The following is a 21,405-nucleotide window of genomic DNA, read 5'->3' on the forward strand; positions in this document are numbered from 1 at the left end:
GTAGAATGCGTGTTTTTCAACTGGGCCTGCTGAGTGCCTTGGCACTGGCCAGCGTGCCCGCCCAGGCAGACCATCACCAGGAAGCGTCCAGTCAGCAGGCTGAACACCTTGATGCGGGCCGTTGGGTAACTTTGGGTACCCGCGCCGGTCCGGTGACAAGCGCGACCCGGTCGCAGCCAGCAAACCTGCTGGTGGCCGGGGACCAGAACATTCTGGTCGACGTGGGAGACGGAACTGCAGGTCAGCTTGCGCATCTTGGAATACAGACTGCGGGCATCGATGCTGTATTTATCAGTCATTTGCACTGGGACCATACCGGAGGATTGGCCGCAATCCTCGGACTTCGTGCACAGACTAATGCACCGCCACGTCTGAAGATATACGGCCCTCCCGGCACGGCGGAATTGGTTTCCGGATTGCTCGCCTCAATGGTTCCGGGCGCCACGGCCGGTTATGGAGTGCCCGGCGCTCCGCGCGCAGATATACAGCAGATGACAGAAGTCGTGGAACTTCGCGATAATGCCAGCGTGGAACTCGCCGGCATGACGGTGACGGTTCGCAACAATACCCATTACAGCTTTGCTGCAGACAGTGATCTTGCCAGACGTTTCGAATCGCTTTCTTTCCGGTTCGATCTGCCGGGGCGCTCGATCGTCTATACTGGCGACACTGGGCCGAGTGCAGCGGTCGAAGATCTCGCCAAAGGCGCTGACCTGCTCGTGGCTGAAATGATGGACGTCGACGACACCATCGCAATGGTCCGGCGCAATAATCCGAATATGCCGCCACAAGTGGCGGCAGGTATGGAACGTCATCTTCGCGAACACCATCTGCTCCCGAAAGACGTGGGCGAGCTGGCCGCTCGCGCAAAAGTCGGTGCGGTTGTCGTGACCCATTTCGCCGGTCGTGAAGTCGGCGATCCGGCACACCTCGAGTATTTGCGCGAGATCGCCACGAATTACGATGGTCCGGTGGTTATCGCCGACGACTTGGATGTATTCTGATCATGGACAAGCAGCGCATCCTCATAATCGGTGGCGGTATTGGCGGACTCACCTCGGCGATTTCCCTGAGTCGCCACGGTCATGACGTTACCGTCATCGAAAAAGATCCCGACTGGTCGGTTTACGGCGTTGGCATCATCCAGCAATCCAATGTCATACGGGCAATGGCGGAACTGGATTTACTCGACGATTACCTCGCGGCGGGTGTGACGTTTGACAATATTGCAATCCACACTCCCGATGGGACAAAGGTCGCAGAGATTCCCGCACCTCGCCTGACCGAAAACTACCCGGCCAATGTCGGGATTGGTCGGCCAGCCTTACACAAGGTGCTGGGCGACCGCACGATCGCATCGGGCGCCGAGGTCAGACTGGGTGTAACCGCGCAAACGATTAATGATCACGGTGATAGTGTGCACGTCGAATTTTCGAACGGGAAGGCCGAGGAATATGACTTCGTCGTGGGCGCAGACGGCGTCTATTCGGATACCCGGCAGAAGATCATGCCCGGTGCAGAGCAACCGGAATTCACGGGGCAGTCGGTCTGGCGCTACAATTTTAAGCGGCCTTCCGACCTTAATGCCCTGCACGTCTACAATGGCCCGACCGGCATCGGCCTCGTACCTATCAGCGAAGAGCTGATGTACATGTATGTGACGACGCCGGAGCCAGACAAACCGCACTATCCCAGAGAAGGATGTGCCGAAGCCATGCGCAAGAAGCTGGCCAAGGCACCTCCACAAATCCAGAAACTGGCGCAAGAAATCACCGATGACGATGGTGTCGTCTACCGCCCGCTCGAGCAGATGATGCTTTACGGCGATTGGCACAAGGGCAGGGTAGTCCTGCTGGGCGACGCCGTCCATGCCACAACCCCGCATCTGGGTCAGGGCGCTGGCATGGCCATTGAGGACAGCCTCGTGCTCGCGGACGAGATAAAGAAGCACGACACGCCAGAGGCTGCCTTCGAAGCATACCGCGACCGCAGATTCGAGCGCTGCAAATATATCGTCGAAAAGTCGCTGGCGATTTGCAACGGTCAGCTCGGCAAGGGGCCTCCAGTCGACAATGCTGCCGCCACCCATGAAATGTTCGCGATCGTCGCGATGCCTATTTAGATTCAAGTTCAAGGATTTACAAATGAACCGAGTGACCGAAATTCGCTATGTCGGATACGGCGTCGAAGACTTCGATACCGAGCGCAAGTTTTACGCTGACGATTGGGGACTGGTCGAAGTCGACGCAACAGAGGATATGGCCTGGTTCAAGACTCACGGCCACGATGAGCACCACGTCGTCCGCCTCCACAAGCGTGACAGCAACTGTGTCGAGGTGATCGCGCTAGCGGCGGAAAGCCGCGAAGATGTCGAAGCGTTGCGAACCAAGGTTGGCGATGCAGGATGCAAGATCATCCACGAGCCTCGCGAACTTGATGCACCGGGCGGTGGATATGGTTTCCGCTTTTTTTCGCCCGATGGTCTGCCGTTCGAAATTTCTTCGGACGTAGAGCGCGGCGATCATCGCGCGATGGAGCGCTGGGAAGGGATGCCACTCAAGATCAGCCATATCGTTCTGCATTCGCCGGACCACCAAGAGGCGGTGAAGTTCTTTACCGATGTGCTTGGTTTCAAGGTTAGCGACTGGCTGGGTGACTTCATGTGCTTCCTGCGCTGCAACGAGGCGCACCATCGAATTGCACTGCTACCGGGGCCGCCGTGCCTGAACCACGTTGCCTACGATATGCTGACAGTGGATGACATGATGCGCGGGGCGAGCCGCCTCAAGAAGCGCGATTGCGATATCCGTTGGGGTCCGGGTCGCCATACGGCGGGCAACAACACTTTCAGTTATTTCTGCACGCCATCTGGTTTTGCAGTCGAATATACTTCCGAACTGGACGAGGTGGATTTCGACTTTCACGAGGCAAAAGTGCACGAACCCGGTCCGCAGGTCATGGACCAATGGGGTGTCGGCGCCGGCGGTCCGCAGACCATGCCAAAACCTGCGCCCGATCCCTGCCTATTCCAGCCTGCGGAGGTCTGAGACCATGGCCCTATTTGAATTCTTTCCAAACTATATCTGGAATCTCTCGGTCGCGATCGCGATGGAAAGCGGCGGCAAGATCGGTGAGATCATCGATATATGCCAGCCGATCAAGGATGCCGCTGATGACGGCGCCGATGCCGGCACTCCGCAATATATGAAGCAGTGGGTTGCTATGGCCGACAAGCTGATCGAGCTGGCAGCTGAAGATGAGGCCAAGGGACGGAATTTCTCCGCTTCGAACAAGCTTGAGCGTGCTTCGCTCTATATGTTTACTGGCGAGCGCATGCAGGGCCATGGCCATCCGGGGCGCACGGAAACTTTCGCAAAAGCCCGCGACGCTTTTGATCGATCAACGCAGCTCGGACAAATTAACCGCGAGAGAATGGAAATCCCGCTGGACAACGGTACCATGCCCGCAATCTGGACCAAGGCACCGGGCGATGGCCCCAAGCCGGCGGTCGTGTTCTGCAACGGCCTCGATAGCAATAAGGAGCTTCTCTATTGGACGCGGCTGCCTGAAGAACTGGCGCGGCGCGGTATTTCGACGCTGTGTGTGGATCAGCCGGGCTCGGGAGAGGCCTTGCGTCTGCAAAATCTGCCCGTCGACCCGCATAGCGAAAGTTGGGCCTCCAAGGCAGTCGACTGGTTGGAGACTCAGGAGAATGTCGATGCCAGCAAGATTGGCATGACCGGTATTTCGCTTGGCGGTCATTTTGCTCCGCGAGCAGTCGCCTATGAACCGCGTTTTGCAAGTGGTGCAGTTTGGGGAGCAAACCACAATTGGCGCGAAGTTCAGGATCAGCGGATGGCCCGCGAGGGGCAGAATCCGATTCCGCATTATTGGGCGCATGTTCATTGGGCGTTTGGGGCCGAGGACCAAGAAGACTTCCTCAAGAAGTCAGAGGACATGAACCTCAACGGGCACATGGATCGGATCAAGGTGCCTTTCTTGGTCACGCACGGTGCCAACGATCGGCAGATCAGCCCGAGCTACGCTGACGATCTTTATGATCAGCTGATCAATTCGCCGCGCCGTGAGAAGGTCGTGTTTACGCCCCGCGAAGGCGGTGTCGAACACGTTGGGGCGGACAACATGGCCTATGGCCTTGATCTGCTGTCGGACTGGTTTGCCGAAACGTTGGGAGGGCACGCCGGATGACTTATGCTGCCGAGGCCATTGTCCAGACAGAGAACGCGCAAAAGTACGCCACCCAGCTAGGAAAGCACTGGTCGCACAATCTGAAAGTCAGCGAGCACGGCGAAGACGTCCATATCGTCTTCCCAAAGAACGCGCGCGGAGCTGACTGGCCCGGCGATGCTCTTGTCGTGCTGGCACCGCAGGAGGGTGCATTGCGCTGCAGAATTGAAGCCAGTGCCGAAGGACAGCGAGACGGCCTCAAAGGCGCTGTTGAGCGTCATGTTGACCGTTTCGCGTTTCGCGAAGGGGCGTTGAATTACGCGTGGCAGGATAGCGTTAACTAACAACAGGACGACGCAGATGACCGCAAGTACTGCTGAAACAGGCCGAATAGCAGGCACGAGGCAAGGGATTGTGCTTCTCCTTGTTTCGGTCATGCCAATGATGGCGATCATTTCGCTTGTTCCGGTTCTGCCGCTGTTGATGCGCGAGTTTGGCGATGTTGGCGGGGCCGAGTTCCTGGTGCCGATGGCGCTCACGATTCCGGCCTTGTGCGTGGCATTGCTTTCCCCGGCCGCCGGGTGGCTATCGGACCGCATCGGTCGCAAAGTCTTATTGGTCACCGCGCTCATTTTCTATGCAGCTTTTGGTATCATCCCTTGGTTCCTCGAAGATCTGTTTCAGATCATCGGCGCGCGTGTTGCCTTGGGGGCAACCGAAGCAATCATTATGACCGTGGCGACAACACTTATCGGGGACTATTTCGAAGGTGAACGCCGTGAGAAATGGATCGCCCTTCAGGTCGCAATAGTCAGTCTCGCGGCCATCGTCCTCATTGCCATTGGCGGAGGGCTTGGAGAGGCGTTCGGATCGCGCGGTCCATTCCTGCTTTACCTGCTTGCTATCCCCGTCGCTTTTGTCGCAGTGGCGGTCTTGTTCGAGCCGCAAGTCAGCAAAGCGCAAACTGATAGCAGCACCGCTTTTCCTTATCGCGCGGTCCTTCCTCTGGTTGCCATTACCCTTGGCGTCGGAATCGTGTTTTACACCGTGATCGTGCAACTCGGCCCTATCCTCGGGCTGTCGGGGGCCGTTTCGCCCGGGATGATCGGGGCGATCGGAGCCGCAGCGAATATTTGCGTTGGCCTGGGAACGCTCATCTTTAGTCGCCTCAAATCGAACGCGGGGTGGCCACTGCTCTCACTTGGTTTGTTCATCGCAACCATCGGTTATGCAGGCATGGCACTTTCGACAGGCCTTGCTCCCATCGCCATGTTCGCATGCCTGGCCTGTGTCGGTAACGGCGTCATGCTTCCCAATATGCTTGCATGGGTCATGCGCCGCCTGCCTTCAGAAATGCGTGGGCGCGGTACAGGAATGTGGACCGGCGCATTTTTCCTCGGACAGTTTCTGGCACCGCTGGTTACCGCCGCCGTCATTGGAGCGACCTCGGGCCTTGCGAATGCGCTGCTCGCCTATGCGGCAGTCATCGGGGTTGGTGCGATCGCCACGATGACATTCTTTTCACGAAAATCGCATACGCGGCACACTGCATGACATCGAACCAATTTCCGGTCCTCGATATCGACCCCTTCGACGAGGCATTCCTGTGCGATCCCTATACGCATCATGCCGCGCTGCGCGACGCGGCGCCGGTGGTCTGGCTGGACGCGATTGGCGCCTACGGGATGGCGCGCTTTGAAGAGGTTCAAAGCGCGCTTCGTGATCATGGGACGTATTGCTCAGGTCGCGGTGTTGGACTGGCAGATTTTTCCAAGGAAGAACCATTCCGTCCGCCATCTCTGTTGCTGGAAGCGGATCCTCCGCTGCACGACCGCACGCGCGGCTTGATGAACAAAATTGTTTCTTTGAAAGCCCTCAAGCAGTTGCGCCCGCAATGGCAGGTGAAGGCGGAGCGCTTGATCGAAAGCCTTGTCGAAAAAGGCAGCTTCGACGCTGTGCCTGAGCTTTCAGAGGCGTTTCCGATGATAATCTTCCCAGACACGATCGGACTGGCCGACGAAGGGCGCGAGCATCTCATCGACTATGCGACCATCGTGTTCAACGCCTTTGGCCCGCGCAACCGGGTGTTTGAAGAGGGCAATGCTGGCAAAGAAGCTGCCATCGAATGGGTGGCCTGGGCCTGCGAGCGGGAAAACCTTAAGCCAGGTGGTTGGGGAATGGCGCTTTATGAAGCGGCCGATCGCGGTGAATGCACGTCGGACGAAGCGGCGCGTATGGTTCGCTCCTTTCTCTCAGCCGGTGTCGACACGACGGTGAACGGTATCGGCCACATGGTCCTGGCCCTTGCGAAGCATCCGGCGCAGTTCGCCAAGCTACGCGAGAATCCGAAACTTGCCCCGCGCGCCTTTGAGGAAAGCCTGCGCTGGGATTCAACGGTGCAAACCTTCTTCAGGACGACGACCGGAGATGTGGAGGTCGAAGGTGGCACGATCCCGGAAGGATCCAAGGTTCTGTTATTCCTCGCGTCGGCTAATCGCGATCCGCGGAAATGGGACGATGCAGACGATTTCCAAGTTGATCGGAATGTCAGCGGGCATGTGGGTTTCGGCTTTGGAATACATCAATGTCTCGGCCAAATGGTCGCACGCCTTGAAGGCGAGTTGATTGGAACAGCGTTAGCCAATCAGGTCGCATCAATTCGGCTGACTGGGGAACCGGTGCGGAGGCTGAATAACACATTGCATGCTTTGGGATCACTGCCAATTGAGCTTGAGGCCGCGTGACCCAGTCACCGCCAATACTCTATTTTGCCCCATCCACCTGCGCGCGAGTGACGTTGACAGCGCTTGAGGAGATTGGGGAGCCATTCGAAACGCGACTTATCGCCTTCATGGCGGGTGAACATCGCCGGCCCGCTTATCTCGCAGTTAACCCTTCGGGCAAGGTCCCAGCTCTCGACACTGGCAGCGGGGTGGTCACGCAGAACGGGTCAATCCTGTTATACCTTGCGCGGACAAGGCCGGATGCCGGGTTGCTTCCGCTGACTGGCGAGCCATTGCAGGAATCGGCAATTGTTTCTGCTCTTTTTCGTTTTTCGAGTGATCTGCATCCGCTCGTCACGCGCTTCGTACTCCCGGGCATGATGCTGTGTTCAAACGATGCTGCGCCCCAGGTGCGCGAAAAGGCCGAGGAACTGCTTTTGCAGCAGTTGCATCCGATTGACGCGCAACTGGACGCTCAGCCGTGGGTACTCGGGGGAAATTGGTCGATCCTCGACAGCTATCTGGCTTGGATTTGGTTTCGCATCACCGGCGCAGGTTTCGATCACGGCATTTTTCCGGCAATCGCAACCCATTACGAACGCGCAGGCGAGCGGCCTTCGGCGAGAGCCGCGCTGGCGCATGAGAAACGCGCGATGGCAGAACTCGTACGGCGCGGTCTGTCATTTACTCCACCGCGCCTGAAAACTGAGAACTAAAAGAGGAAGCCATGTCAAAAAATCCAATCCGCAGGGTGGTTACTGGTCACGATTCGTCAGGGAAAGCAATCATACAGGACGACGGGATTGTCCCGCGTATCCAGCGCATCGGAGGTGATACAGGGCCGCTGTTCTACGAGGTCTGGAACACCCGAGCGACGCCTGCCCCTATCGATCCGGCTTCGGGGGAGCCGCCGGAAGAGGGCATAATTTTGGCCCCGCCGAAGAACGGCACACGCATCCGCGTTCTCGACATCCCGCCCGATGATCCGTCTTTGGCCGAAATGACCCCGGAGGAAGCCCGGGCGCACTTTGCCGAGATCGGAGCAGCAGACGCTTCATCCTTCGAGGGCAAGGAATCCCGCCATGCTCATATGCATCGCACTGAAACCATTGACTACGGCATCGTCCTAGAAGGCGAGATCGTTCTGATCATGGATGAAGGGGAGACGACTGTGCGAGCAGGTGACATCGTCGTCCAGCGAGGCACCAACCACGGCTGGGCCAACCGGACGGATAAGAATTGCCGCATCGCGTTCATTCTGATCGACGGTGAATTCAGCCAAGAATTGAAGGGTTGATATGCGGCTGGCAACTTTGAAATCGAGCTCAGCTGACGGGCAGTTGGTGGCGGTATCTCGTGACGGCTCACGCTATTTGGCAATTGGCCACGACACCCCCAATATGCTGGCGGCAATCGAGCGGTGGGACTCGATCGGGTCGGTTCTTGCTCAGTTGGGGGATCGCCTCGATCAGGGCGAGGGAGAGCCGTTTGACGCATCGAATTGCGCCGCGCCGCTGCCGCGTAGCTGGCAATGGCTCGACGGGTCCGCTTTTTCTACACATGGCGAATTGATGCAGATCGCTTTCGGTCTCGACCCGATCGAGTCGGAGAAGCCACTGATGTATCAAGGGATGTCGGATCGCTTCCACGGTCCGACCGACAATGTGCCCTTGCCCAGCATGGAGCACGGAATAGATTTTGAGGGCGAGTTCGGCGTGATTGTCGATCATGTTCCCATGGGCACCAGCGCCGCAGACGCCATGAAGCACATCAAGTTGATCGTACAGATCAACGACTGGTCACTGCGTGCCATCGCTCCGGTCGAAATGAAGACGGGCTTTGGTTGGGTGCAGGCAAAACCCGCCTGTTCGATGGCGCCCTTTGCAGTGACGCCTGATGAGCTCGGCGAAGGATGGAAAAATGGACGTGTCTGTCTCGATCTGGAGATCGACTGGAATGGCGACCGCTTCGGCGCAGCCAATGGCCGGCAGATGGACGTCGGTTTTCATGATCTCGTGGCCCATGCAGCCTATACACGCGACCTCGTCGCCGGGACGGTGATCGGCTCTGGGACCGTCTCCAACGCCAATTATGCCGAAGTCGGCTCCAGCTGTATCTCGGAGATTCGCGCGATCGAAATGATCCGCGACAAGGGACCCGCCAGCACTCCGTTTATGGTATTCGGAGATACCATCCGCATGGAAGGGCGCGGGCTGAACGGCGGATCACCGTTCGGCGTCATCGAACAGCGGGTCGTCGAGGCTTGAGGGTTCCGGTCTGCATTATCGGTGCAGGCCCCGCCGGATTGTTTCTCGGGCACCTGCTGAGTGCTGAGGGCATCGAATCTGTTGTGCTTGAGCGGCAGTCGCCCGAGTACGTGCGTGGACGCATCCGCGCCGGCGTCCTAGAAAATATCACCGTCGGTTTGCTGGAGCGCCTCGGGCTAGATGCGCGGATGAAGGGCGAAGGCCTGCCGCATGATGGCTTCAACCTTGCCGATGGCGAGCGGCTGATCCGGATCGACATAAAGGAACTGACCGGTCAAGAAGTCATGGTCTATGGCCAGACCGAGGTCACACGGGATCTGATGGAGGCGTGTGAAGAGCGCGCCCTACAAGTTTTGTACGAGGTCGGCGATGTCACGCTCCACGATATCGAAAGCGATAGGCCATCGGTGACCTACAAAAAAGGTGGGATCGAGCACCGGATCGATTGTCGTATTATCGTTGGATGCGACGGATTCCACGGGCCAAGCCGGAAAGCGATCCCCTCTGATGCCGGCAAGGAATATGAACGCATATACCCATTCGGCTGGCTCGGAATCCTAGCCGATGTTCCGCCGTGTAATCATGAACTTATTTACGCCAATCACGAGCGCGGCTTCGCGCTTGCCTCGATGCGTTCGAATACGCGCAGCCGTTACTATGTCGACGTACCGGTTAACGATAAGGTCGAGGATTGGATCGATGAGCGTGTTTGGGATGAGCTGTCTCTTCGCCTAGGTCCGGAGGCAGCGGCAAATATCACGCGAGGACCATCGCTTGAAAAAAGCATTGTCCCGCTGCGGTCCTACGTGTTCGCGCCAATGCGCCATGGCTCGCTTATGCTTTGTGGGGACGCAGCGCATATCGTCCCGCCGACAGGAGCGAAAGGGCTAAACTTGGCAGCCAGTGACGTACATTACGCGGCAGATGCATTGATCCGCTACTTCAACCAAAGTGAGCCCGACGCAATTGCCGGATATTCGGACAGAGCGCTTGCACGAGTGTGGAAGGCTGAACGATTCAGCTGGTCACTTACCCGCCTGATGCACCGTTTCCTCGATGACGGCCCTTTCGAGCGGGCGATGCAGATGGCCGAACTCGATTACATTGCGACCAGCCGTGCCGCACAAACCGCCATCGCTGAGAATTACGTCGGGCTTCCCGTCTAGAATCACAAAATCAGTGCCAGAACAGCTTGCGACGGCCACGGTTCTTACGGTTGGCCCACATCTGATAGTACAGCACCAGTCCAGATACCGCGAGAAACATCAGTGCGAGGCTGGTGACCAGCATGATCAAGATTCCGAGCGGACCGGCCAGCGTGCCGGTATGGAGGCGGATAAACCAGACGTGCATTGGGACCGCCGGGTTCATATTAGCGTCCGTTTCTCCAGATGCGCGATCTACAGTCACGTATGGGCCACCACGTGGTTGCACTGCAAGACGCGTAAATTCTCGCCCCGGCGTGATGTCGAGTTCAATGCGAGTAGCACGAAAATCTGGTTGTTGCTCCTTGCTCTTGGAAAGAGCTTCGCCAACCATAGTTCGTATTTCAGCATCGGTCAGGCGTTCGACAGGCGGAGCGGTTTGAGAGGCAACCGGCGAACTCTCCTCTCCCCCCTCAAAGATTCCAATGGTTTCCTCGACCTGCAGGGCAACGCCAGACAAGAGGACCAATACGACAAAAAGGCACAGCGGCAGGCTGAACCAACGGTGGAGTTTGCGGAACATGATAATTTCTCTACTTGGACGGATCAGTAGTCTTCGGTGTCGATCGTGCCTCGCATTACCTCGGGATAGCGATGACCGGCCACGGTCAGCTGATTGATAAGCTGTCCTGCGGTGTCGAGCACTTCGTTGGCAATTGCGAGATCGGCTGCAGCGATGTTCTCGTGTAGGTGCGCGATGCTGGTTGTTCCCGGGATTGTATGAACGTGATCGCTCTGTGCGAGTAGCCAGGCCAGAGCGAGCTGTGCCGGTGCGACGCCATTTTCCTTTGCCAGTTCGTCGAACTGATCGATCATTTCCAGATTGCGCGGCCAGTTTTCCTCACTGAAACGTGGATGAGAGCGTCGTAAATCCTTCTCGCTCAAAGCAGCAATGTCCTTCAAAACGCCGCCGAGCGCCCCGCGTGCGACAGGGGAGAAAGCGACGAGCGCGATGCCAAGCTCCCGCGTTGTGTCCAATACGCCCAGCTCGACATTGCGGGTCCAAAGCGAAAACTCGGTTTGCACGGCCGCCATCGGTTGAACGGCATGGGCTTCGCGGATATGCTCTGACGACCATTCGGACACGCCATAAGCCCCGATTTTGCCCGTTTCGATGGCAAGCACCATCGCGCCGACACTGTCCGCGATCGGCACCTTTGGGTCGAAGCGATGCATGTAGAACAAATCGATATGATCGGTTCCGAGACGTTCCAGACTCGCATCAAGCGAAGCCGTGATTGCGCTTGGCGAGCTGTCGATGCCGCGTTTCGGCCCATCGACGATGATGCCTGTCTTGCTCGCCAGCAGGAACTCGTCGCGGCGGTGCATCACCGCTTCGCCCAGCAACTCCTCATTCGCTCCATTGCCATAGATGTTCGCGGTGTCGAGATGGTTATAGCCAAGATCAAGCGCTTCGTTGAGCAGGCGTACCTTTTCGTCATGCGGCGGGGGATCGCCGTAAGCCCAGGACAGGTTCATGCAGCCCAGGCCGATCGGCCGGACCAATTTCCCGCAAAGCTCTCGCTGCATCAGCTCCAGCCGTCCTGCGTTTTAAGGCTCTCGGCTAATTGTCCGATGACGCGGTAGCAATCGAGCACGGATGCGATCGAGGAGTTCGGCTCGCGGCCTTCCTTGATTGCGGAGACGAACTCGCGGTCCTGCAACTCGATGCCATTCATGCAAACGTCCACCTTGGACACATCGATTGGTTCTTCACGTCCGTTCATCAGATCGTCGTAGCGCGCGATATAGGTGCCGGTGTCACCAATGTAGCGGAAGAACGTGCCAAACGGGCCATCGTTGTTGAATGACAGCGCGAGCGTGAGGATTTGGCCCTGATCGGTCTTCATCTGGATCGACTGGTCCATGGCGATGCCAAGCTCGGGATGCCTTGGGCCTTGCAGAATGTTTGCCTGCACCACGTTGGCGCCCGTCATATACTGGAAGATGTCGATCGTGTGAGCCGAATGGTGCCACAGGAGGTGGTCGGTCCAGCTGCGCGGCTCGCCGTTCGCATTGGTGTTCGTGCGCCGGAAGAAAAAGGTCTCGACATCCATCGCCTGAATAGTGAGTTCGCCTGCATCGATCCGGTTCTTCACCCACTGGTGGCTTGGATTGAAGCGGCGGGTATGCCCGACCATGCAAGTGAGGCCTGTCTCTTGCTGCTTGGCGTAAACTGCTTGCGCACCGGCCCAACTGTCCGCCACCGGAATTTCGACCTCGACGTGCTTTCCGGCCTCCATCGCCTGGATCGCCTGTGCAGCATGCATGGGCGTTGGCGTCGACAGGATAACAGCATCGATATCGTCACGTAGAAGGGTCGCTTCATAGCTGTCCGAGACATCGGAAACACCGTGAGATTCGGCAAGCTTTCGCGACTCTTCTTCCGAAGCGCTCACCACCGTGACCACTTCGGCATCAGAAATGTTCTTGAGGCCGACGAGATGCTTTTCACCAAAAGCGCCAGCGCCCACAAGGGCGATACGGATCATGGAATTCTCCTGAAAATCAATCGATCATGGCCTGTGCGGCCGCATTCTTTCCTTCGATGGTCGGCGACGGTGGCACCGTCCCATCAACCGGTTCGAGCACCATGTGACCGATTGCGGTGTTGGAGCATGGCACGTGGTAGTGGCGATGCAGCGCCTTGGTTTCGCGACCCAGTGCGCCGCGCATGATCAGCCACATGACCATCTCAATGCCTTCGCTGCCTGTCTCGCGAAGGTATTCGATATGCGGGATGTGGCGGAGCTTGTCGGTCGTGCCGACCAGCCCATCGAGAAACATGTTGTCCCATTCGCGATTGATCAGTCCTGCACGCGGGCCCTGCAGCTGGTGGCTCATCCCGCCCGTGCCCCAAACTTGGACATCTAGATCGTCATTAAAACTATTCACAGCCCGTGCAATCGCCTCACCAAGCGCCCAGCACCGATTACCGGATGGTGGCGGGTACGTGACGACGTTGACTGCCAGCGGGATAACCTTGCACGGCCACTTGTCTGGAGCACCGAACAGCATCGTCAGCGGAACCGTCAGTCCATGATCGACATCCATTTCGTTGATAATGGTCATGTCGAACTCGTCGAGGATCAGGCTTTGCGCAATATGCCAGGCAAGGTCGGGGTGTCCCTCCACGTCTGGCACTTCGCGCGGGCCCCACCCCTCGTCGGCAGGAGCGTAGCTTTCGCCGCACCCTATTGCGAAGGTTGGGATAATCTTCATGTCGAAGGCGGAAGCATGGTCATTGTAGACCAGCACAATCACGTCGGGCAGGGTATCGGCCAGCCACTTGCGCGACCATTCGTACCCTGAAAAGATCGGTGCAAAATAATCGTCGCCCGATTTGTTCTGGTCGGCAGCTACACCGAGCAGGGGTACGTGGCTGGTCGCAATGCCGGCGGTGATGCGCGCCATCAGCGTTTCTCCTTGATCGAGCGTTGACCTTCGGGAGAGCGGCCACCCTGGTTCATCATCTCGCGATAGGTAGGAAAATCCATGTCGGTCATCGTCGAAACGGCTTCGGCAAAGCTGATTCCGTCAGTGGAAAATATCTTCGAAAGGAAGTAGATGTTGCCGCCAAGATCCAGCAGCGCGTTGTAGTCGCGTGCGAGCACAGCGCTCTTCGCTTGATCGGAGAGCTTCCAGTCGTCCAGATAGGCTTTTTCATCGGCGCGGAACCGCTCGCGATTGTCGGCTTTCATCAGGCCCATGGCGAACTGATTCAGATGATAACCCTGCCGCGCTCGTGCCGCAGTAAATACGCGGGTGCCGGGAATATCGTCAAATTCGGCCAGATAGTCGTGGATGTCGCTCATTCCGTCGAACCCCACTTTACCAGATCGCGGAGTTGGGTAACCAGATCTTTTCCCTTGGTTTTGGGGCAAGAATCTACTGTTTCCACGTAGATCAAGGCATAGCCGACCTGGAACGCCTTCGTTTGCTTTGCAAATTTCAAGCCTGCTTCCGTCATTCTGGATTTCCTCCTTGCGCCGTCATCTTCCGGTTGATGATCTGACGCGCCCGTACGCCGCCCTGATCAATCGAATACGCATTTAGCTTCAGCCCCGGATTGGCCGCTATCGCTTGCTGCTGAGCCTCTAAAATAACCTTGTCTTCCGCAAACACTCCGCCCTGCTGTGTCTTAAAGCGAGCCGTGAAGCCGGGATCGTCGATATCAAAATTGCGCGCCATGCCCCAAAAGTAGTGATGGTTGTGTTCGTCTTCCGGTGTCATGCAGTCGATGACCATTCCCCGCACCCCCTGATCGTGATCTTCAAGAGTGGCTCCCGCATCGACCGGGGCGACGCCGACATCGATCATCACGCTGGAGGGCAGCAGGAACTGGCAAACCTGCCAGCGGTCCACTGGTCCGTCCTTTTTCAAGGCGCTCCGCCAGAATGGCGGCGCGTCGATGCCCGGCATCCAGCGCCACAGGCGAACCGTATCGCCTTCGACCTCACATTCAAGCGGTGCTTCCATGAGTTCGGGTTGGCCGATCGAACCTGAATGGACATAGGTCTCGTGCGTAAGGTCCATAAGATTGTCGATCATCAATCGGTAATCGCATTCGACGTGATAATATCCGCCATCAAACGTCCAGCTAACTTCCGAGCACGGCCAAAGGTCCGGAATAAGCGTCGGGTCGGCCTTTGCCTTCTCACCGATCCATACCCAGATGAACCGGTGGCGTTCATACACGACAAAGGTTTCGGCACAGACACGGGTATTCACCTTGTCGCTCTTCAATGGCATTTCTTGCGCCACGCCGTCGGGCCCGAGTTTCAGACCGTGGTATTTGCAGCGGATGGAATCACCTTCCTTGATCCCCATCGACAACGGCAACATGCGATGAGGGCAGGCGTCCCGCATCGCCACCACGGTACGGTCCAGCTTGCGATAGAACATCATCGGTACGCCGCAGATTGTCCGCGCCATTGGAGTGGCGTCGATCTCTGCATCCCAGCCAGCGACATACCAGGCATTTTCGACCCAGGTTTTCATAGCCCGCGCTTCTTCAGCTGCGCATCGAGGCGTGGAAACACCCGCCGTGCATTGCTTTCAAAAATCGCTTTTCGGTCGGCATCGGAGATATCGAGAGCGTCGACATACCGTTTGGTGTCGTCAAAATAGTGCCCGGTCTCCGGATCTATGCCGCGCACTGCGCCGACCATCTCGCTCCCAAACAGGATGTTCTTATTGGCAATAACATCGGCCAATAGATCGATACCAGGTTGGTGATAGACGCAAGTGTCGAAGAACACATTGTTCATCAGGTGCGTTTCGATATCGGGCTGCTTGAGCATATCGGCCAAGCCCCGATAACGTCCCCAATGATAGGGAACCGCACCCCCGCCATGCGGGATGATGAAGCGCAACCTTGGGAATTTGGCAAACAGATCGCCCTGCAGCAATTGCATGAATGCGACAGTATCTGCTGCGAGGTAAAATCCGCCGGTTGCATGCATCGCCGGATTGCAGCTGCCCGACACGTGGATCATGGCAGGTACGTCTAGTTCGCACATTGCCTCATAAAGTGGGAACCAGAACTCGTCGGTCAGTGGGGGATGCTGAAAATGACCTCCCCCTGGGTCTGGATTGAGATTGCAGCCTATGAAGCCCAATTCGCCTGCACAGCGACGCAGTTCGGCGATGCTCTCGGTTAGGTCCGCCTCGGGGCTTTGCGGTAGCATGCAGACGCCCACAAAGACCTCAGGATAAAGTTTGGTCACCCGGTAGATCAGATTGTTGCAATGGCGCGCCCATTCGGCGCTGACTGCTTGATCGCCGATGTGGTGAGCCATCGCCGAAGCACGCGGGCTGAAGATCGTCAGATCGGCCCCGCGTTCTTTAATCAGTTTGAGCTGGTTGTCCTCGATAGTCTGACGTATTTCTTCATCGCTGATGTCGGGATAGAGTGGGGGCGTCCCGCCATGCTCGAATGCTGCTATCTGGGCCTCGCGCCATGCGTCATGCGCTTTCGGCAGGACGGTATAATGACCGTGGCAATCGATGATCATGCTCATGCTATATCTCTTGGTTCTTTGCTGCTTTCGGCGGCGCCACGCTGCCGCACCACAGTTCCGCGTGTCATGATCGGATCAACGCCAAGAGCGGCCAGCGTCTTGACAGATTCTTCCATCTCAGAGGCGCGGCGCGTTCCGTGAGTTTTCATTCGCTCGATGTTGTATGCAGCACGTTCAGCCCAGAGTTGGCTTGGATCGCTGCGATCAAGTGAGCCGAGTACCTCGTCTCTTACCCCGGCTGCATCAGCGGCAGCGATCATTTCGTCCGTCAGTGCTTCGACACCCTTCACCATAACAGAGCGGATCATCTTGATAGATGACGCCTTTCCGACATCGTCGCCAACCATCCTGACATGCTCGAAGCCGCAATCCACCAGCGCGGTGCACGCATCAAATGATGCCGCACCAGAGAGCAGCAGAGGGACTTTCATGCCGGATGGGTAGACCGGTGCGAGTACGGCCACATCGACATATCGGCCGCCTGCCGCATCAATTGCATGAGCTGCGTCACGCTTCGTTGTTGGCGCGACAGAATTCATATCGCACCAAATCGCGCCTTTTTCGAGTAGAGGGGCGTATGCCTTCGCTGCAGCGAGGGCCTGATCAGCCGTAACAAGCGATAAGATCAACTCGGCGTCCGCAAGGGCAGCCTGGGCGTGATCCGAAACTTTTACTCCGGCCTCCACCATCGCTGGCTTTCGTAGAGGGTCGATATCGAAAGCCGATGCCAGCTCAAGCCAATGGCCGGCCACTGCGAATGCCGCTGCGGCTTCCCCAAATCCGATCAAGGCTATACGTCTGTCCATCGATGGGAAGTTGGCGGAAGGACGGTGAGCGCTCAAATGAATAGCGTGACTATACCATAACTTTTTACGAAATCTGTGGAGCGGTCTCGCGCAGGATGGTCAATATTGCACGTTGCTGCGCTGTCGGATGCCAGTCCCGCCGGGTAGTGATACCGATCACACGCTTAACCGGGGCGGGGGGCTTAAGTACGGTCAATAGGCCTGCCTCTATTTCCACCCGAAGCTGATCTGGCGAGAGCAGAGTAAGCATATCTGTTTCGAGCAGGATTTCTCTGATGGTCAAAACAGAGCCGCATTCGATTGCCACTCTTGGCGGCGAGCAACCCGCGTAGGCCAACATTTCTTCCCAATAGCTGCGCAGCGGCGTCAGCGAAGAAGGCATTATCCATTGGTATTGCGTAAGTTGGGCCGCGGTTAGTGTGGTGCCCCGGGAAAGCGCGTGGCCGGCGCGCATAATGATTTGCGGACGATCTTCAAAAATTGGCTCTTGTTCGAGATCGTCGAGCTCTTCCTCAGACCGAAGTGCGCCAAGCAAGAAGTCGATCTCTCCATTGCGTAGCGGATGTGCCAATTCTGCATGGCTTCCCTCCACAACTGCCAAGTCAATCGAAGGAAATTGGGCTCTAAATCTTAAGATCGCGCGCGGTAGCCAGCGCGCCCGAGAGAGAGGCATTGCCCCTATTACGATCCTGCCGCCAGCCTTGCCGAGCCACGCAGCAACCTCGGCAAAGCCGCTACGAAGATCTGCTATGGCGAGACCGAGGCCGCGCGCACGGGCTTCACCCTTGCGGGTTAATGTCAGGTGGCGTCCGCGCCGCTCAACCAGTCGCTCTCCCACTGCATACGAAAGATCGGCTACCGCGCGGTGTAGTGATGCAGGGCTAAGGCCGGTTGTTTCCGCTGCGGACGCATAGGATCCGGCGCGGGCCAAAGCCAGGAATGCGCGCAACTGTGTCGCCGTTGCGCGAGACGAGCCAATCTTTTCGATTGCCGATTTTACCCGCGGGACGAGAAGAATGGCAGGCTGTGTTGGACGCATCCCTGTCGGCTCGCGCTCGAACAGCTGGCAGTCAAGCTCGCGTTCGAGGCCCGCAATAGCTTGTGTCAGAGCCGGCTGTGTAAGATTGACGGCCTCGGCCGCGCGCGTGACTGAACCATGCTCCACCGTGGCAGCAAATGCGGCCAGATGGCGGATATTGGGAATAAGGTCATCCATGATTATGGATTAGCAATTATTTATGGCTCGGCAAAGCTTCGGATTTGAGCAATTCAAGCGACGTCTGCATGACCGGTTCATAACAATCCAACTAACCTAGGAGACCCCGCATGCCAGTCGTCGTTCAGAATATCGAGCGTGCTGATGCGGCAGTCATCGATGGTTTGGCCAAATGCGGGGTGGCAACAGTCCACGAAGCGCAGGGGCGTATCGGCTTGTTAGCGAGCTACATGCGCCCGATTTATCCCGGCGCTCGCATTGCCGGGAGTGCGTTGACGATCAGTGCCGCTCCAGGTGACAATTGGATGATCCATGTTGCGATCGAGCAATTGCGCGAGGGAGACGTCCTCCTTCTTGCTCCCACGTCGCCTTGCGAGGATGGCTATTTCGGTGACCTCCTTGCCACCAGTGCCCAGGCCCGCGGATGCAGAGGACTCATTATCGATGCCGGTGTTCGCGATGTACGCGACCTTACCGAAATGCAATTTCCGGTCTGGTCGAAGGCCGTATTCGCTCAAGGCACCGTCAAGAACACGCTCGGCAGTGTCAACGTGCCGGTAGTGTGCGGCGGCGCATATATTGAAGCGGGCGATGTGCTCGTAGCGGACGATGATGGGGTTTGCGTGGTGAAGCGGGCCGATGCCGATCTGGTGCTGGAAGCCGCGCAGGTCCGCGAGGCCATGGAGCAGAAAAAGCGCGATTCCCTAGCTTCGGGCATCCTTGGCCTCGACATGTACAACATGCGCGAGCGGCTTGAGGCTGAGGGATTGAAGTACATTTAATGCGAAACAGCGCGCCAGTGATGTGGATGCGGGGCGGAACGTCCAAGGGCGGCTATTTTCTCGCTGAAGATCTACCTGCCGATCCTTCGGAACGCGATGCCTTCCTCCTACGGATCATGGGCAGCCCGGATGAGCGTCAGGTTGACGGTATGGGTGGAGGCGATCCGCTGACCAGCAAGGTGGCGGTCGTCCGCAAGTCGGAGCGCGAAGGTATCGATGTTGATTACCTTTTCTTGCAGGTCTTCGTCGATAAAGCGCTGGTGTCCGATCAGCAAAATTGCGGAAATATTCTAGCTGGTGTCGGCCCCTTCGCAATTGAACGCGGGTTGGTAGAGCCGGAAGGCGAAAAGACGCCGGTTAGTATTTACATGGAAAACACCGGGCAGGTGGCTGTGGCTCACATTGAAACGCCTAGTGGGGTAGTCAATTACTCCGGGGATGCGACCATTGATGGCGTGCCCGGAACACATGCAGCTATCCCTATAGCGTTTCGGGATACTGCGGGTTCGAGTTGCGGCGCACTTCTTCCTACAGGCAACGCGGTGGACGTAATCGAAGGAGTTCGCTGCACGCTCATCGACAACGGCATGCCCTGTATAGTCTTCAAGGCAGAAGATGTTGGCGCCACGGGTTATGAAACCCGTGAAGAAATGGAGAGCGATGCTTTCGCCCCGATCCGCAAGCAGATTGAGGTGATCCGGCTGGCGGCAGGAGAGCGCATGAACCTGGGCGACGTAACCAACAAAAGCGTGCCGAAGATGTCGCTGGTAGCCCCGCCAAGAGAGGGCGGAGCAGTCACGGTGCGGGTGTTCATTCCGCACCGAGCCCACGCTGGCATTGGGGTGCTGGGGGCGGTAACCGTGGCTACGGCCTGCCTGATAAGAGGTTCTCCAGCCAATGAAGTCTCCTTTGTACCTGTTGGCGATCAGAAAACACTCAGCATCGAGCATCCAACTGGCGAAATGAGCTGTGTACTTGAGGTGGATGAAAAAGGCAGTGTTGTTAGCGCCGCCGTGCTTCGAACGGCCCGCAAACTGATGGATGGAACCATTTATGTCTGACCGGATCATCAGTTGGCACGCTGCCCCTTCAAAGCCCGAGTTTGTACCGCCAGAAGGCGCGGTGGATGCGCATTGTCATGTATTTGGTCCGATGGAGAAATTCCCGTTCAGCCCAAACGCAAAGTACCTGCCCGAGGATGCCGGTCCGGAAAAACTCTTCGCATTGCGCGACCACCTCGGTTTTACAAAGAATGTTATTGTGCAAGCGAGTTGCCACGGCACAAATAATGCCGCGACGCTTGATGCAATCGCGAAATCTGATGGCAGGGCTCGCGGCGTTGCTGTGGTGGATCCAGATATCTCGGAGGCAGAACTTGCTGACCTCCACGATGGCGGAATCCGCGGCATCAGGTTTAATTTCCTTAAACGGCTGGTCGACAACGCTCCACGGAACAAATTTATCGAAGTTAGCCGCCGACTACCTTTGGGTTGGCACGTGGTAATATATTACGAATCAGATATTCTCGACGAAATGCGCAGTTTCATCGATGCGGTCCCCGTAACAGTCGTTGTGGATCACATGGGTAGACCAAATGTTACACAAGGTCCGGACGGATCTGACATGAAGGCCTTCCGAGGGTTGCTGGACAGTAGGCCGGACATCTATTTCAAACCGACCTGTCCGGACAGGCTGGATGCCAGCGGCTATCCCTGGAACCGCTTCGCGGATGCCGTCTCTCCGCTGGTAGCAGACTACCCCGATCGCTGCATTTGGGGCACCGACTGGCCACATCCGAACCAGCAAACTATCCTTCCAGATGATGGCCATCTCGTCGATATGATTCCGCGGATCGCTCCTACCGCAGAGATGCAACACAAGCTGTTGGTCCAAAATCCGCATCGCTTGTACTGGTCGGATGCATCCGAAAGTGTTTCGTAGAATTAGGCCGAGTTCGAGAAAAACTTCCGCGAGTTGGCCTGTCGTAGGGCGCCGTTTGGCCATTAATTTTCTGTGAAAGCAGCGCCAACTTATCAAAGTGGATCAACGCTTGAAGCTGACGGGCTCTCTCGCAAAGTGACTGCGGAAAACAGCGAAGATTCTATCATTAACAGAGGAAATCCTGCCCCATGAAGACCCGCGCCGCCGTTGCCTTCGAAGCGAAGAAGCCGCTCGAGATAGTCGAACTCGATCTC

Annotated in this window: 24 protein-coding genes; 14 read left to right on the top strand and 10 right to left on the bottom strand. The window is 57.2% G+C overall.

The features are described from left to right. The first annotated feature begins 5 nt into the window (after positions 1-5). Genes GRI65_RS14950 through pobA form a run of 11 tightly spaced genes read left to right on the top strand, consistent with a single transcriptional unit; the run spans position 6 to position 10,344 of the window. Entirely contained in the window at positions 6-1,004 is a 999-nt protein-coding gene (locus tag GRI65_RS14950) for an MBL fold metallo-hydrolase (RefSeq protein WP_160757397.1), read from the top strand. Positions 1,005-1,006: 2 nt separating this feature from the next. Beyond that, on the top strand, positions 1,007-2,122 hold the full coding sequence (locus GRI65_RS14955) for an FAD-dependent oxidoreductase (protein WP_160757398.1): 1,116 nt from the start codon (positions 1,007-1,009) through the stop codon (positions 2,120-2,122). 22 nt (positions 2,123-2,144) lie between these two features. After that, positions 2,145-3,047: a VOC family protein gene (locus GRI65_RS14960; protein WP_160757399.1), complete on the top strand. Its 903-nt coding sequence runs from the start codon at positions 2,145-2,147 to the stop codon at positions 3,045-3,047. Between the two features lie 4 nt (positions 3,048-3,051). Beyond that, a complete protein-coding gene (locus tag GRI65_RS14965; RefSeq protein WP_160757400.1) occupies positions 3,052-4,209 on the top strand; it encodes an alpha/beta hydrolase family protein in 1,158 nt (385 codons plus the stop codon). Beyond that, positions 4,206-4,532 (top strand): DUF2218 domain-containing protein, encoded by a 327-nt coding sequence (locus tag GRI65_RS14970; RefSeq protein ID WP_160757401.1) that lies wholly within the window; start codon positions 4,206-4,208, stop codon positions 4,530-4,532. Before GRI65_RS14965 ends, GRI65_RS14970 begins: the two co-directional genes overlap by 4 nt. 16 nt (positions 4,533-4,548) lie before the next feature. Beyond that, complete coding sequence (locus GRI65_RS14975) at positions 4,549-5,742, top strand: MFS transporter (RefSeq protein WP_160757402.1); 1,194 nt, start codon at positions 4,549-4,551, stop codon at positions 5,740-5,742. Then, on the top strand, positions 5,739-6,932 hold the full coding sequence (locus GRI65_RS14980) for a cytochrome P450 (RefSeq protein WP_160757403.1): 1,194 nt from the start codon (positions 5,739-5,741) through the stop codon (positions 6,930-6,932). The genes GRI65_RS14975 and GRI65_RS14980 overlap by 4 nt, the downstream gene beginning before the upstream one ends. Then, on the top strand, positions 6,929-7,627 hold the full coding sequence (locus GRI65_RS14985) for a glutathione S-transferase family protein (protein ID WP_332872673.1): 699 nt from the start codon (positions 6,929-6,931) through the stop codon (positions 7,625-7,627). The genes GRI65_RS14980 and GRI65_RS14985 overlap by 4 nt, the downstream gene beginning before the upstream one ends. An 11-nt stretch (positions 7,628-7,638) precedes the next feature. Then, entirely contained in the window at positions 7,639-8,208 is a 570-nt protein-coding gene (locus tag GRI65_RS14990; RefSeq protein WP_160757405.1) for a cupin domain-containing protein, read from the top strand. Between the two features lies 1 nt (position 8,209). Further along, positions 8,210-9,178, top strand: coding sequence for a fumarylacetoacetate hydrolase family protein (locus GRI65_RS14995; RefSeq protein ID WP_160757406.1), 969 nt, complete (start codon positions 8,210-8,212; stop codon positions 9,176-9,178). Continuing rightward, positions 9,175-10,344: a 4-hydroxybenzoate 3-monooxygenase gene (gene pobA, locus GRI65_RS15000; protein WP_160757407.1), complete on the top strand. Its 1,170-nt coding sequence runs from the start codon at positions 9,175-9,177 to the stop codon at positions 10,342-10,344. Before GRI65_RS14995 ends, pobA begins: the two co-directional genes overlap by 4 nt. A 10-nt stretch (positions 10,345-10,354) precedes the next feature. Here pobA and GRI65_RS15005 read toward each other — a convergent pair whose 3' ends face one another. From GRI65_RS15005 to GRI65_RS15050, 10 genes are all read right to left on the bottom strand, one after another. Beyond that, on the bottom strand, positions 10,355-10,906 hold the full coding sequence (locus tag GRI65_RS15005; protein ID WP_160757408.1) for a PepSY-associated TM helix domain-containing protein: 552 nt from the start codon (positions 10,904-10,906) through the stop codon (positions 10,355-10,357). A gap of 23 nt (positions 10,907-10,929) precedes the next feature. Further along, the gene (locus GRI65_RS15010) at positions 10,930-11,913 is read right to left on the bottom strand and encodes an aldo/keto reductase (protein ID WP_160757409.1); all 984 of its coding nucleotides are present in this window, start codon (positions 11,911-11,913) and stop codon (positions 10,930-10,932) included. After that, a complete protein-coding gene (locus GRI65_RS15015; protein ID WP_160757425.1) occupies positions 11,913-12,872 on the bottom strand; it encodes a Gfo/Idh/MocA family oxidoreductase in 960 nt (319 codons plus the stop codon). Before GRI65_RS15015 ends, GRI65_RS15010 begins: the two co-directional genes overlap by 1 nt. 19 nt (positions 12,873-12,891) lie before the next feature. Next, positions 12,892-13,797, bottom strand: coding sequence for a class III extradiol dioxygenase subunit beta (locus tag GRI65_RS15020; RefSeq protein WP_160757410.1), 906 nt, complete (start codon positions 13,795-13,797; stop codon positions 12,892-12,894). Continuing rightward, the gene (gene ligA / locus GRI65_RS15025) at positions 13,797-14,198 is read right to left on the bottom strand and encodes a protocatechuate 4,5-dioxygenase subunit alpha (protein ID WP_160757411.1); all 402 of its coding nucleotides are present in this window, start codon (positions 14,196-14,198) and stop codon (positions 13,797-13,799) included. The genes GRI65_RS15020 and ligA overlap by 1 nt, the downstream gene beginning before the upstream one ends. Continuing rightward, positions 14,195-14,353, bottom strand: coding sequence for a hypothetical protein (locus GRI65_RS15030; protein WP_160757412.1), 159 nt, complete (start codon positions 14,351-14,353; stop codon positions 14,195-14,197). The genes ligA and GRI65_RS15030 overlap by 4 nt, the downstream gene beginning before the upstream one ends. After that, entirely contained in the window at positions 14,350-15,384 is a 1,035-nt protein-coding gene (locus GRI65_RS15035; protein ID WP_160757413.1) for a Rieske 2Fe-2S domain-containing protein, read from the bottom strand. Before GRI65_RS15035 ends, GRI65_RS15030 begins: the two co-directional genes overlap by 4 nt. Beyond that, positions 15,381-16,406 carry an amidohydrolase family protein gene (locus GRI65_RS15040; RefSeq protein WP_160757414.1) on the bottom strand — a complete coding sequence of 342 codons (1,026 nt, stop codon included), beginning with the start codon at positions 16,404-16,406 and terminating at the stop codon, positions 15,381-15,383. The genes GRI65_RS15035 and GRI65_RS15040 overlap by 4 nt, the downstream gene beginning before the upstream one ends. Next, a complete protein-coding gene (locus tag GRI65_RS15045) occupies positions 16,403-17,212 on the bottom strand; it encodes an NAD(P)-dependent oxidoreductase (RefSeq protein WP_160757415.1) in 810 nt (269 codons plus the stop codon). The genes GRI65_RS15040 and GRI65_RS15045 overlap by 4 nt, the downstream gene beginning before the upstream one ends. A gap of 64 nt (positions 17,213-17,276) precedes the next feature. Next, positions 17,277-18,428 (bottom strand): LysR family transcriptional regulator, encoded by a 1,152-nt coding sequence (locus GRI65_RS15050; protein WP_160757416.1) that lies wholly within the window; start codon positions 18,426-18,428, stop codon positions 17,277-17,279. A gap of 110 nt (positions 18,429-18,538) precedes the next feature. On the opposite strand from GRI65_RS15050, the gene ligK reads away from it, so the two are divergent. From ligK to GRI65_RS15065, 3 genes are read left to right on the top strand one after another with little or no spacing between them, the layout of a single operon-like run. Then, positions 18,539-19,210 (top strand): 4-carboxy-4-hydroxy-2-oxoadipate aldolase/oxaloacetate decarboxylase, encoded by a 672-nt coding sequence (gene ligK, locus GRI65_RS15055; protein WP_160757417.1) that lies wholly within the window; start codon positions 18,539-18,541, stop codon positions 19,208-19,210. Continuing rightward, the gene (locus tag GRI65_RS15060; protein WP_160757418.1) at positions 19,210-20,271 is read left to right on the top strand and encodes a 4-oxalomesaconate tautomerase; all 1,062 of its coding nucleotides are present in this window, start codon (positions 19,210-19,212) and stop codon (positions 20,269-20,271) included. The genes ligK and GRI65_RS15060 overlap by 1 nt, the downstream gene beginning before the upstream one ends. Beyond that, complete coding sequence (locus GRI65_RS15065; RefSeq protein ID WP_160757419.1) at positions 20,264-21,151, top strand: amidohydrolase family protein; 888 nt, start codon at positions 20,264-20,266, stop codon at positions 21,149-21,151. Before GRI65_RS15060 ends, GRI65_RS15065 begins: the two co-directional genes overlap by 8 nt. Positions 21,152-21,405: the final 254 nt, after the last annotated feature.

Source organism: Allopontixanthobacter sediminis, from assembly GCF_009828115.1.
Lineage (GTDB): Bacteria > Pseudomonadota > Alphaproteobacteria > Sphingomonadales > Sphingomonadaceae > Allopontixanthobacter > Allopontixanthobacter sediminis.